Origin of the sequence: Marinoscillum luteum (genome assembly GCF_044005705.1) — a bacterium.
Lineage (GTDB): Bacteria > Bacteroidota > Bacteroidia > Cytophagales > Cyclobacteriaceae > Marinoscillum > Marinoscillum luteum.
In genome coordinates, this window is record NZ_JBIPKE010000018.1 from 255,994 (window position 1) to 270,144 (window position 14,151).

7 protein-coding genes and 1 riboswitch are annotated in these 14,151 nt (G+C 46.9%); of the genes, 2 read left to right on the forward strand and 5 right to left on the reverse strand.

What is annotated here, in order from left to right; all coding sequences use genetic code 11:
• Positions 1 to 49 precede the first annotated feature (49 nt).
• On the forward strand, positions 50 to 7,900 hold the full coding sequence (locus ACHKAR_RS14645; protein ID WP_395418098.1) for an FG-GAP-like repeat-containing protein: 7,851 nt from the start codon (positions 50 to 52) through the stop codon (positions 7,898 to 7,900).
• Between the two features lie 68 nt (positions 7,901 to 7,968).
• Here ACHKAR_RS14645 and ACHKAR_RS14650 read toward each other — a convergent pair whose 3' ends face one another.
• The 3 genes from ACHKAR_RS14650 to sucD all read right to left on the reverse strand — a co-directional run bounded on the left by ACHKAR_RS14650 (position 7,969) and on the right by sucD (position 11,614).
• A complete protein-coding gene (locus ACHKAR_RS14650; RefSeq protein WP_395418099.1) occupies positions 7,969 to 8,952 on the reverse strand; it encodes a homoserine O-acetyltransferase family protein in 984 nt (327 codons plus the stop codon).
• Positions 8,945 to 10,270, reverse strand: coding sequence for an O-acetylhomoserine aminocarboxypropyltransferase/cysteine synthase family protein (locus tag ACHKAR_RS14655; protein WP_395418100.1), 1,326 nt, complete (start codon positions 10,268 to 10,270; stop codon positions 8,945 to 8,947). Before ACHKAR_RS14655 ends, ACHKAR_RS14650 begins: the two co-directional genes overlap by 8 nt.
• Before the next feature lie 247 nt (positions 10,271 to 10,517).
• A riboswitch (SAM riboswitch) is annotated at positions 10,518 to 10,608 on the reverse strand.
• 133 nt (positions 10,609 to 10,741) lie between these two features.
• On the reverse strand, positions 10,742 to 11,614 hold the full coding sequence (gene sucD, locus ACHKAR_RS14660) for a succinate--CoA ligase subunit alpha (protein WP_395418101.1): 873 nt from the start codon (positions 11,612 to 11,614) through the stop codon (positions 10,742 to 10,744).
• A 142-nt stretch (positions 11,615 to 11,756) separates the two neighbouring features.
• On the opposite strand from sucD, the gene ACHKAR_RS14665 reads away from it, so the two are divergent.
• Entirely contained in the window at positions 11,757 to 12,626 is an 870-nt protein-coding gene (locus tag ACHKAR_RS14665) for an alpha/beta hydrolase family protein (RefSeq protein WP_395418103.1), read from the forward strand.
• Here the strand turns inward: ACHKAR_RS14665 and ACHKAR_RS14670 are convergent, their stop codons facing one another.
• On the reverse strand, positions 12,627 to 13,109 hold the full coding sequence (locus ACHKAR_RS14670) for a KdsC family phosphatase (protein ID WP_395418104.1): 483 nt from the start codon (positions 13,107 to 13,109) through the stop codon (positions 12,627 to 12,629). It abuts the gene before it with no gap.
• Positions 13,109 to 14,107 (reverse strand): 3-deoxy-7-phosphoheptulonate synthase, encoded by a 999-nt coding sequence (gene aroF / locus ACHKAR_RS14675; RefSeq protein WP_395418105.1) that lies wholly within the window; start codon positions 14,105 to 14,107, stop codon positions 13,109 to 13,111. The genes ACHKAR_RS14670 and aroF overlap by 1 nt, the downstream gene beginning before the upstream one ends.
• Between the last annotated feature and the right edge of the window lie 44 nt (positions 14,108 to 14,151).

The window sequence follows — 14,151 nt, forward strand, 5'->3', positions numbered from 1 at the left end:
GGGGTAAAGTGCCCGTCATAATTTCATAGGGTTAAAAAACATATGCCCTATGAATAAGTCACTTTATACCTTCCTGCTCATTTTCATTTCCCATTGGGCGGTAGCTCAGCTCACCGTGACCGGCCTGGTGCCTGGTCAGAATGCCAACTACGCAGCCATTGATGCCAATATAGAAATCACCTTCAGTGCGGCTGTAGATGCTACTACGCTGGCTGGAAACATTCTCGTAAAGAGCGATCTTCAGGGTGGCTTGCCATTCACCGTCACCGGCGGGGGTACGGCAGTGATCACCATTGATCCCAATGATTCATTTCTCTATGGAGATAAAATCCATGTCCTACTCAAATCGGGAATACAGTCTGTTTCTGCTGCTCCTCTGACCAATGGATTTGGATATTCGTTTCGGGTGAAAACACTGCCTTCGTATTCTGCGAGTCCTACGCTGAAACCTCAGAAATTGTCCACATACTATGCCGGAGAAAAAGACCTGAGTGTGGCGGATATGGACAACGATGGAGAGATGGATTTGTTGAGTCTTGGTGGAGGGAGTCTGTTTTGGTATAAAAATGATGGTTCAGAGTCGTTCAGTACATACACACCTTCTGTCAATGAGTTGGCTAACATTGGAGGTGGAAATTCCTTCGATATGCACCTGGATGATTTGGATTACGATGGTGATGTGGACGTAATCTATGAGGAGCTTGCTATGGATCTCTTCAAATGGCTCGAAAATGATGCGGCTTCATTTACCGAACATGATGTGACTACCGAAGCGGATGGTCCGAATGTTTTAGCTTCCGGGGATTTGAACAATGACGGCCTGGTTGATATTGCCTATACTTCCAATAATGGGCTCCAGTTGGCCTTTAACAATGGTAGCGGAGAATTTACCCTGGTGGATATAGAAGGAGAACAGTCCAACGGAAAGCTTGTAGGTCTGGCGGATATGGACAAGGATGGAGATATAGACCTGGTTTGTCAGGGTACCAGCTCAAGATGCTTTTGGTATGAAAATGACGGCTCGGGCAATATGATACAACACCTCCTTGGAAGTTCGGTATCCTCCTTGTCTTACATCGATCCTGTAGATCTGGATGACGATGGTGATATGGACGTGGTGATCAGCTCTAATTTTAATGATGAATACTACTGGTTTGAAAATAACGGGTCACAAACTTTCTCGAAACACTTACTTTCCAACAGTGCAGATGGTGTTCACCTGATCAAAGCAGGGGATTTAGATGGAGATGGCGACATGGATATTCTGACCACTTATAGCAATGGTGCCCAGGTGGTGTGGTTAGAAAATGATGGTTCTGAAAACTTCACGGAGCGAGTTCTGGCGGATAATTTTAATTCTGTCAAATTTATGAATCCGGTGGATCTAAATTTGGATGGCCGTATGGACCTGGTGGTCTATCAGAGTGATGGAATTTACTGGTTTGAAAATAAAGTAAATGAAGACCCCACTTTGGAAAATCCAATTTCCGACGAGTCCGCTCAGGCGTATATTTCATTTACCTATACGTTTCCCTCAGATGTTTTTTCTGATCCGGATTTGATGATTCTGAACTATTCTGCTACACTCGGTACAGGAGATCCTCTGCCAGGGTGGTTATCCTTTGATGCAGATCTTAGGACATTTTCTGGCACTCCGGGCGGATCGGACGCAGGTACTATTTCAGTGAAAGTTACGGCTACGGACCCGGCTGGAGCATCTGTAAGTGACGAATTTGATCTGGAGATCACTGTGCCTTCACTTATGACGCTGGACTCATATGCTCCTGAACATTACGAACAAAACGTGTCGGCAGGAGCAAACCTGACCTTCACCTTTTCAGGAAATATAGATAATACCACCCTGACAACCGCCAATATCAAGGTGCGGGGCTCAATGTCAGGCCTGATAGCCGGAAGCTTTTCTGGAGGAGGTACACCCGGTATCCAGTTTGACCCTAATAATGACTTTTTGCCAGGAGAGCGCATACATGTTATGATCACCACAGATTTGAAAAGTGAGGGTGGAGGCATTATAGCCGGGAATAAGTCTTATTATTTTGATGTAGAGGCAGCACTTCCCCCGAGCACTCCGGCACTTCTTGTGAGCGAAAATGAATATAACATTGACAGCACGCCCACAGACATGGTGGAAGTGGACCTTGACAAAGATGGGGACCTGGATGTGCTGACTAGTAGCCGACCCTACCAGCGGATCAACTGGCATGTAAATGATGGAGCAGGAAACTTTACCGTGACCTATATCAATCACAGTGGAGTGACCTCCTGCAAAATAGATGTAGCAGATATAGATCAGGATGGAGACAATGACATTGTAGTGTTTGCTAATTCTGGGGGGGCTTGGACCTGGCTGGAGAACGACGGTAGTCAGGTGTTTACCTCTCACGTAATGAGTGCCGCCATGAATTACACTATGAGTGTCTCCATTGTAGATCTTAATCAGGATGGTTCCCTTGACGTTTTGGCTACCGAAAGCGGCTCAGATAACGTGCTCTGGTTTAAAAATGATGGTGCTCAAAATTTTACGCAGCGCGAAATAGGAACCTTTGGGACTAATCCCAATAAGGCTTACGCAGAGGATTTGGATCAAGATGGCGATATTGATGTTGTCGTTGGTGGACATAACTATGGCACCAATTTTCTGGCATGGTATGAAAATGATGGATCACAGGGTTTTACTTATAATGAAATCACACAAACTGCCGACGGGGTGTCAGATGTGGACGTGGCGGATGTGGATGGTGATGGCGATATGGACATCCTTACTGCTGAGAATCGGGAGGATCATGTGGTCATTTATCAAAATAACGGGAATCAGTCGTTCACAGCTTTGGAGGTATCAGACGACATTACCGGACCGGTACAGGCCTGTTTTGTAGACTTGGATGCTGATGATGACCTGGATATTGTGATAGGAGCGGATGGTGTAAACGCTGTAGGCTGGCTGGAAAATAAAGGAGGCTTCAATTTCACCTACTGGGAGCTGGCAGCGAATGAAGGAAATCTGATAGGTTTTGGAGATTTGGATGGTGACTCAGATTTGGATCTGGTATCTGTGTCTGAGGGAACGAATAAACTCTATTGGTACCAAAACAAAGCCAACGAAACTCCTGTGGTGAGCAGCCCTAAGTCTGATGAGGAGGTAGTGGCCGGAGTGGCTTTTTCGATTGACATGAGCGGGATATTTTCAGATCCCGATGGAAGCAATACTTTGGTGTATGCTATGACTATGACCAACGGGAATGACCTACCTGACTACCTCACTTTTAGTAATGCAAGCAAAACACTGACGGGAACAGCCCCATATGGATCAGATGGCACTTATAACCTTCGAGTGATCGCCACCGACCATGCAGGTGAAGCCGCATTTGACGATTTCGATTTTACGGTGAGTGAGCCTCCGCTGATCTCAGTGGTGAGCTTCACTCCTCTACGTGGTTCCTATCAGTCCACAGAGGTAGGTATTTCCATCACATTTGACAAAAATGTAGATGCCTCTACACTTCCTGGTTCGCTCATGCTATATGATGTTCAGGGACAGGTCGTTTCCGGGGATTTGGGGGGAGGTGGAACCGCTACAGTCACATTTACTCCGGCGTTTGATTTAGCTCAGAATCATGAATATACGGTTGTTCTTTCTGATCAATTAGAGGCCGAGGATGGATCCATTCGCACTTCACCCTTTTCGTTTTACTTTAAGACATCTGCCTCACCCGCTCCCGGAGCATTTGTGAAACAGTCGACCCTTGTTAGTCATAGTTTTCCACTAGGACTTGACTTGGGCGATTTGGATGGTGATGATGATTTAGATATTACAGTATCCGGAGGTACAGCTGCTACAGCAAACTTGCTGGTATCGGCAGGTGCGGATGCAGGTGTCACCAAGGATCTGGGTGTCCATGCATCTTCAATTCTTATTTTTGATTTGGATCAGGATGGTGACTTGGATGTGATTTCGGCCACCACGATTGATGATAAAATCACGCTGAATAAAAACGACGGGGCTGGCAATTTCACCATCACGGACATTGTGCCTGGTATTACAGACCCTGAAGCTTTCAGGATAAAGGACATGGACATGGATGGAGATTTTGACCTGATTGTGGTCTCTCATCTTTCTGTGGACATCTATCAGAATAACGGCAGTCTTACTTTCACCAAGCTTCATGTAAGCGATGATGATCACACCGCCTTAGAAGTATTGGACTATGACCTGGATGGTGATCTGGATATTTTGGGAGGAGAAAACGTATGGTATGAAAATGACGGACTACTTTCTTTCATCAGTCACAGCGGCTTTTTCTTCGATGACCTGGAAATGGATGATATCGATGGTGATGGTGATCAGGATATAATAGTCTCCCATGCCAATAACCTTACGCTTTATAATAATGATGGAACAGGCTCCTATGCGGCTGAAACACTGCTTTCCGGACAGGGCGCAGGTGTATTGAAAATAGTCGATTTGAATGGAGACGGTCATCTGGATGTGGTGACCTCTTTTCGATCGGATAATGCGCTCTTCTTTTTAGAAAATGATGGAAGTGGCGCGTTTACTTCAGCATTGCTCTCTGACCAGGAGTCGGATGTTATTGACTTTGAGGTAGGTGATTTAAATGGAGATGGAAACCTTGACATCATCGTTTGTAACTATGGAGACAATGAGGTCACCTGGTTTAAGAATCGATCCAATGCAGACCCTACAGTGGACAACGCCATGGCAAATCAGGAGACCAATGAAGATGCTCTTTTTACTTTTTCTATTCCTGAAAATACGTTCGCAGATGCTGATGAGGATGAGCTTTCACTATCTGCAAGTTTAACCGATGAGAGTGCCTTGCCTGACTGGCTTTCTTTCGACCCTGCCAGTCACACCTTCAGCGGCACGCCCCTTCAGGCAAATGTGGGTACAATCAGCATCAGGGTTACTGCCGATGACGGGCTGGAAGGGATTGTTTCTGATGATTTTGACATCACAGTTAACAATGTGAATGATGCGCCAGTAGTGAATCAATCCATTTCAACTAAGACGGCTTTAACGGATTTGACCTTTTCTTTCGAGGTGCCCGCAAATACTTTTGAAGATGAGGATGAGGATGTATTAACACTTACAGCAGGTCTCTCAGATGGGTCGGCCTTGCCGGACTGGTTATCGTTTGATGGTTCTACCAAAACATTTGACGGTACACCCACTGTGTCAGATGTGGCAAACCATACCGTAAGAGTTACTGCTACTGATCCCTCCACTTCCAGTGTTTATACAGACTTCACTTTAAAGGTCACATTGGACAATGATCCCCCGGTGGTAGCGGCGCCTGTACCAGATCTGGAAGCCAGTGAAGACCAGCCTTTTCAGTACAGCTTTGCGGCCAATACATTCACGGATCCAGATGACGATTTACTTACTTATAGCATGACCTTGCAGGGAGGCGACCCGTTACCATCTTGGTTGACCTTTGAAGCTACAGATTTTGAGTTGTCGGGTACCCCGTTGCAGTCAGATGTGAACACGTACACGATTGTGCTTACAGCAGCTGATGAGTTTGCTGAGGTGTCCGATGAGTTTGTGCTGACGGTGAATGCCGTCAATGATGCGCCCTTCCTGGTAGCTGGTTTGCCCGATCACAGTGTAGATGTAGGGGAGGACATCTCCATCGTCATCTCTGAGTCGGCCTTTTCAGATGAGGATCATGCAGAACTGATTTTTTCCATTAGAATGGAAGACGGAAGTGATTTGCCATCCTGGTTGACTTTTGATGCGACCAGTCGTACGCTCAGTGGGATAAGTTCTCTGGAGAATGTGGGTCAATATTCACTCAGGGTTACGGCTTCTGATGGAGAGGAAAGCGCTTCTGATGTATTTGTGTTGACAGTCATTTCCACCAATAGTTCGCCAGTTGTTCGCTCTTCGCTATCTCTTTTGAGGTTGGACATTGGGGATACACTGACCTTAGCCATGAGTACCCTATTTGAAGACCCCAACGGTGACGATCTGTCTTTTGAATCTCAGTTATTTGGAGGAGCCGAGTTGCCTGATTGGATGGTGCTTGCGGAGGATACGCTGACGATTACACCCACAGTGGGCACATTGGGAGAATATACTGTGGAGATTATAGCTTCAGACCCTTTTGATGAGTCAGTGTCCATGACATTTGACCTGGAGGTTTCCAAAAGTGATCAGACCATTTCTTTCACGCAGATAGCCTCAGAGGTGAACATCGGTGCGGAGAGTATCCCGCTTGAAGCTACAGCCAGCTCAGGACTGGAAGTAGTGTTTAGCTCATCCAATACGGATGTAGCGATGGTCGAAGGTGGGTTTTTAGAAATCATTGGTGCTGGCAGTGCAATCATCACCGCAAGCCAGCCTGGTGACGAAAGCTATAATGCTACTACAAGTCAGCAAACGATTACAGTCAGCAAGTATTCACAGTCGATTACTTTCGAACTACTCAGTGAAAAAACCTATGGAGATGGCTCCTTCGATTTGGAAGCTTATGCCAGCAGTGGGTTGGAGATTACTTATGAGAGTTCAGATGAAACAGTGGCTACCATCTCTGGCAAGGTGGTGACCATAATCGGCGCTGGTAATACTACCATTACAGCGAGCCAGCCGGGTGATGAGGAGTTTGACGTGGCCAGTGACGTGGCTCAGGTGCTTACAGTCAACAGAGCACCACAGCTGATTACTTTTGAAGCGATTGGTGAAAAAGCAGCTAACGAGAAACCCTTTGACCTGATCGCTACATCCAGTTCGGATCTTGAAGTTTCCTTTTCGAGCTCTGACGAAACGGTCGCTACCATCTCTGGAAATACGGTGAGCATCTTGTCATCGGGGACCACTACTATCACGGCCACTCAGGCAGGCAATGCGAATTACTTGCCTGCGTCGGAGGAGCAGATTTTATCCGTTTCTGATGTGACTAAACTCGATCAGACCATCACGTTTGTGGGACCTGATGATAGGGTGTTTGGCGATGCGCCATTTGAACTTAGTGCAACGGCCACCTCCGGTTTGGTGGTGAGTTTTGAAAGTTCGGATGAGTCGGTAGCCACTGTCAGTGGTAGCACTGTCACCATTGTGGGGGCGGGTTCCACTACGATCACTGCTACTCAGAATGGTGATCAGGATTACCTGTCTGCAGAATCAGTGGGACAGCCGTTTGAAGTGAGTACCGCTGAGCTGGTGGTGACACCAGATGATCAGGAAGTGGTATATGGTGAAGCGCTTCCTGAGTTTACTTATTCCATTTCAGGATTTGTAAATGGCGAGGATGTACAGGCCCTACTCGTACAACCTCAGGCAGGCGCTGGTTTATCTGGGATTCCGGATGCCGGAGTTTATGAAATCACCAGCTCAGGTGGAGAAGCAGCAAATTATTCTTTTGTATATACAGAGGGGGTGCTTACGATCCACAAGGCCACGGCATCAATAGTAATGACCCATTTGGAACAAGAGGAAGACGGCACCGGGAAGAGACCTGAAGTGACCACTGAGCCGGCTGACTTGAATTTTATCATGACATTCAATGGAGACGCTGAGGAGCCTGTGACAGCCGGCAGCTATGAGGTCTTTGTGGAAATCATTGAAACTAATTATACGGGATCCGCTACCGAAACTTTGGTCATTGCTTCCGAGGAGGTTTTGAGTGCACCGTCTCCAGTTCGGGTGAATGTCTACCCTAATCCGGCAAGTAGTCGCATCTTAGTGAAAACACCAGAGGTTGCCATTTGCAAACTGTATGAACTGGATGGTGGTCTCGTTCAGGAAGGGAGAAGCAATGAACCCATGGACATTAGCAGGGCAGAAGCGGGTATTTATATCCTGCAAATACTCAGCGAAGGTAAGGTCATTGATCAGGTAAAAGTGATCAAGAAGAACTAGGGCAGTCCCGGATACTTTTCGGGAGATAAGCCAACCCAAGGGGTTGGCTTTTTTTGTGTCTGATATGTTTAGGCTTTCAAGAAATCACGGATCAATTCAGAAATCTGTTCCGATTCAGTCAGAAATCCATCATGACCAAATGCGGATGTGACCAAACGGAATTTTGCATCCGGTATGAGCCCGGCAATGTACTGCTGCTCCTCCGGGGGGAAAAGTATATCTGTATCTATACCGATCACCAGTGCTTTGGATCGGATACGTTTCAGGGCAGTTTCTGCCGACCCGAAATGCCTGCCTACGTGGTGGCTATCCATGGCCTTGGAGAGGTAATAATAACTCTCCACTGAAAATCGCTTACGGAGTTTCTCACCCTGATATCGCTGATAAGAGGATGCCGAGAAGTCATCCCATCGCTGGTCTATGTCTCGCTGCGTTTTGTTATAGGTGTTGTAGTGCCTGTATGATAGCATGGCTATGGCTCGGGCGGCCTCCAGTCCTTTGGCACTATCGATGTTTTCCAGCGCCATTCGCTGCGCTTCGTTGAAGGCAATCCCCCATGGGGAATGGAAAGCGTTGGTCGCTAAGGGTACGATGTGATCAAAAAGTGTAGGCTCTTCCACGGCCCATTCCAGAAGCTGCTGTCCACCCATAGATCCACCGATTCCCAGATGGATGGTTTCGATTCCCAAATGCGCTTTCAGTAGCTTGTGAGCATTCACCATGTCACGGATCGTGACCAGAGGGAAGTTATAGTTTTTTGGTCCGGTGGTGCCGTAGCATGAGCCCAGCATATTGGCACATACGACGAACTTATCTTCCGGATCGATAGCCTTACCGGGACCCACAAGCTCGGGCCACCACTCCGCGGGGTTCCCGTTTGCAGTGAGGGCATGAAACACCCAGGCCACATTGGTCTTCTCACTATTGAGCGTACCGTAGGTGGTGTAGGAAATCCGGACATTCCGGAGTGTGTCTCCACACTCCAGGATGAACGGTTCTTCTACTTTGAGGATCGCAGATTTTGGCTGTATTTGTTCGATGGTATTAGGCATTAACTTGATTGTCTGCATATATTTTTTCGAAAGCCTGCTGGAAATCCGCTTTGATATCATCGATGTGCTCGATGCCCAAAGAGACTCTGAGCAGGTTGGGAAGTACGCCCGCATTTAATTGTTCTTCATTGGATAATTGCTGGTGGGTGGTGGCCGCAGGCTGTATGATCAGCGTCTTGGCATCCCCCACATTGGCCAGATGACTGACCAACTCTAGATTATCTACTAGTTGTGTGGCCAACTCTTTTTCTCCCTTCAGGGTAAATGAGAGCACTCCTCCAAACCCGTTTTTGAGGTATTTTTTGGCAAGCTCATGATAGCTGCTGCTTTTCAGACCTGGATAGTTGACGGTTTCTACCAGTGGGTGCTGCTCCAGCCATTGTGCCAGCTCCAATGCATTATCCACGGTGCGCTGCACGCGCAGTGATAAAGTTTCCAGTCCCTGCAAAAGCAAGAAGCTATTGAATGGGCTGAGTGCCGGTCCAAAATCTCTTAGACCTTCCACCCGGGCTCGGATAGCAAAGGCAATATTGGGCAGACCTAGCGGATTTCCTTCTCCAAACACATCCCAGAAGACCAATCCGTGATAGCCCTCAGAAGGCTCGGTAAACTGCGGGAATTTTCCATTGCCCCAGTTGAAATTTCCACCATCTACGATCACACCGCCAATGCTTGTGCCATGGCCACCGATCCATTTGGTAGCCGAGGCAGTGACCACTGAAGCCCCATGCTCCAAAGGTCGAAAGAGGTAGCCACCGGCTCCAAAAGTATTGTCCACTATGAGTGGAATATTGTTTGCTTTGGCTACTGCCGCGATCGCCTCAAAATCAGGCACATTGAAACCCGGATTGCCGATGGTTTCCAGATAAATGGCTTTGGTTTTCTCATCGATCAATTTCTCAAACTCTTCGGCCTGGTCGCTTTCAGCAAACTTCACTTTAATGCCGAGGCGCTTGAAGGCTACTTTAAACTGATTGTAAGTGCCGCCATAGAGAAATGAGCTGGACACAAAGTTGTCACCAGACTCCAGAATATTGCTGAGTGCGATAAACTGAGCAGCTTGCCCGGAGCCTACCGCCAATGCGGCCACTCCCCCTTCCAGTGCAGCGATACGCTTCTCGAATACATCATTGGTGGGATTCATGATCCGACTATAGATGTTTCCAAATTCCTTCAGGGCGAAAAGGTTAGCGCCGTGCTCGGAGTTTTTGAATCCGAATGAAGTAGTTTGATAAATAGGCACAGCCCGTGATCCTGTAGTGGGGTCTATTTCCTGGCCTGCGTGTAGTTGTAAGGTTTCAAATTTTAATGCTGACATGAGTGTATATTTTTTAAGATTCTAGAATAGTATATGGGGTATGCTTTTATGACCAAAGACAATACATGAATCGGCCTGCGGATTTTCCAATAACTAAAAGGAACAATACCTGCGGAATTAGCAGTAGTAACACATACAACAGAACCCTCTGTCGATCGGAGAATGTGAAATAGATAACCTTGCTTCAATGCTTGGCAAAAAAGCAGTTGCTTTCGCAAAAGTGTTTTTGTTGAATTTCATAACTATCAATTTATATATCAGGAATTAGCACCTTCCCGTTTAGGGTGGGGGTTGCTAGCGCTTCTTAGAGCCTGTCTCTCAGCGCTTCTTTATAAATCGATGCTTTATCGATTTGAGAGCACAAACGTAACACGGAAAAATTAGTTTGCAAAAAAAAAGAAGGGCAATAAAAAAATAAAGCCGGTCAGAAAATTCTGACCGGCTTATCTATATCTAATCGAACTAAAGTTATTAGCCCAATGCTTTTTTCATGACTTCCCCGATATCTGCAGGGGAGTTGACCACATGGATGCCATTGGCGGCCATGATCTTCATTTTGGCGGCAGCAGTGTCATCTGCGCCACCGATAATGGCTCCGGCATGGCCCATTCTTCTTCCGGGAGGTGCTGTTTGGCCGGCAATAAATCCTACTACAGGCTTTTTGTTGCCATTTTCTTTGATCCATTTGGCTGCCTCAGCTTCGTAGTTTCCACCGATTTCACCGATCATCACGATCCCTTCAGTCTCCGGATCCTCCATGAGCAACTGTACAGCATCTTTGGTAGAAGTACCGATGATAGGATCTCCTCCAATACCGATGGCGGTAGTAATACCCAATCCTGCTTTTACTACCTGATCGGCTGCTTCGTAGGTCAATGTTCCTGATTTAGAAACGATCCCAATATTTCCTTTCTTAAATACAAAACCTGGCATAATGCCCACTTTGGCTTCACCCGGAGTGATCACCCCAGGGCAGTTTGGCCCTACCAGTTTGGCTCCTCTGGCAATGGCGTAAGGTTTGGCTTTCATCATGTCCTTCACAGGAATACCCTCTGTGATGGTGATGATAACCTTGATGCCTGCATCAGCAGCTTCCATGATGGCATCAGCAGCGAATGCTGGTGGCACGAAGATGATAGATACGTCAGCACCTGTTGCATCTACGGCATCCTTCACAGTATTAAACACAGGTTTGTCCAGGTGGCTTTGTCCACCTTTGCCTGGAGTTACGCCTCCTACTACATTCGTGCCATACTCAATCATCTGAGTGGCGTGGAAGGTTCCTTCAGTGCCGGTAAAGCCCTGTACGATTACTTTAGAATCTTTATTAACTAGAACGCTCATTTTGGATTGGTTTCTATTTGAGTTGCAAAAATATTTGAAATGGACACATTGCCAAACGGATTGTGAATATAAAGTATTATAATACATTTGCGGCAGTCAGATGTCATCCGCCACATCGGCAAATTCAGTATAAAAACAAGGCATGCATAAGGCTGAAGGGTTTCAGATCATTTCGGAGGATAAAACTAAAATAAGCGCTACGCTTTTTTCAGGGGATGCCAAAAGCGCACATCTGATCATCGTGAGCCCTGCGGCTGGGGCCCCTCAGCGCTACTACAAAGGGTTTGCAGACTACGCTTGCCAATACAAAGAATTTGATGTGATCACTTTTGACTATCGGGGGATAGGAGACTCGCTGCACAGCTCGGTCAAAGACGAGCGCTGCAAAATGAGCGACTGGGGAGACAAAGACCTCAATAGCGTGATTGCCTGGGCGAATAAAAAATATGATAAAATTTTCCTAATAGGTCACAGTGTGGCGGGGCAGATTTTTCCAAAAGCGGCCAACAATGGGCGCATTAGATCAGCTTACTTTGTTGGGTCTCAATCTGCCTATAATGGACACTGGAAGGGCTTTTGGTGGCTGTATGTACTGATTTTCTGGTATATTTTAATACCCACCACTGTGGCCATCTACCGCTACTTGCCGGGCTGGACCATGGGTGGAAAAATAGATATCCCCAGGAATGCGGCACTCGAGTGGAGAAAGTGGGGAACCCACCCTCAGGGCGTATTGCAAGGGAGTAAGGAGATGGCCCAAAAATTTGATGCAGTAAGAATCCCAGTGCATTTTGTGAATATTCAGGATGATAAGCTGCTGGCACCTTCGGCCGCAACGCAGGCCCTGATGCATTATTATCGAAATGCCGTGACCACTTTCCAGTTTATCAAACCAAAAGATCTGGGATTTGAAAAAATTGGCCATTTTGGCTTTTTCAAAAAGAAGTTTGCCAGGAAGCTCTGGCCAATGCCCATCTTCTTCTTCACTCAGTTTTTAAATAAATTTGATTGATCAGTCCTCCGAAAGGATAAATCGATCAATAAATTCTCGCACCGCAGCATCACCACCTTTTCTGTCCAATACCACTTTCGCAATTTTCTTAATACCGGATGCTGCATCCGCCGGGCAGGCAGAAAAACCCACTTTTTGCATGACCTCCAGGTCATTGAGGTCGTCACCAATAAAACAGACCTCACTGTAGCTGATGTCGAGTGCTTTCATCCATTCATTTAAGACCTCAAGCTTGGGGCGTTGGCCCACATAAAAGTGCTTCATGCCCAGCATATTGGCTCGGGAGTTGACCATTTCTGTGGCCAGACTATGGCTAATGATGCCCACTTCCACGCCAGCCTTGATAGCTTCCTTGATACCTAGCCCGTCACGGGCATGAAATTTTTTAAACTGCCTGCCATCCTCCATGATGTAGATCCCTCCGTCGGTCATGGTGCCGTCTACATCCAGTACCAGGAGCTTAATGTGTGAAAGTTTAGACATCAGATTAATTTTTGACCCACCGCCTCTGCGACAGGTTTTAGTGAATGAAACATTTTGGTAAACTCATCAAAATTGAGTTGCTGGGCGGCATCAGATTTCGCCAGTTCGGGTGTTGGGTGGGTTTCTATCAGCAAACCATCAATCCCCATCGCTACAGCAGCTCTGGTGAGATCAGGGATGCCATATCTATAGCCCATGGCATGGCTGGGGTCTACCACCACGGGCAAGTTGGTGAATTCCTTCAGATAGGCCACACCGGTCAGGTCGAGGGTAAACCTGGTTTTATTTTCAAATGTGCGAATACCCCGTTCGCACAGCATGACATTGGGATTGCCACCGGAAAGGATAAACTCTGCTGCCTGCACAAACTCCTGCAGGGTGGTACCGAAGCCTCTTTTGAGCAGAACTGGTTTGGTAGACTTTCCGCATTTCCGTAGAATACTCTGGTCATACATGGCTTTGGTGCCGATTTGTACAATGTCTGCATGGTCAATCACCAGGTCCACATGAGAACTGTCCTTTACTTCGGTGATAATATTCAGATCATAAGTTTCCCGCACTTTTACCAGCATTTTTAATCCCTCTTCGCCCATTCCCTGAAAGGTATAGGGTGAGGTGCGAGGCTTGAAACAGCCTGCCCTCAATGTTTTGATGTTGAGGGATTTTAGCAGCTCAGCAGTCTGAGAGATTTGTTCCCAGGATTCTATGCTGCAGGGGCCGGCCATCATCATGGTATGATTGGTGTTACCACCTAACACGTCCTGGCGAATTTTAATATTTCTCTTATAAGACTGATAGTCCTTGCTGGCCAACTGGATGTCGCTGGACATCACAAAAGATTGATCAACGTAAGGGGCCAGGGCCGTCGGGACTGAGGTGATTTTGGAAGAAAGCACCAGTATGTCCCTGTCCTCTGACCGAAAATGGATGGCTTCATGTGCAGTAGCGAGGGTGGCTATTTTCTCAGGAGCCAGGTCACCTTTTAGGTGGATAATCATAGAGTCGAATTAATGCGTGTTAATATGAATTTATGGGGATTCAA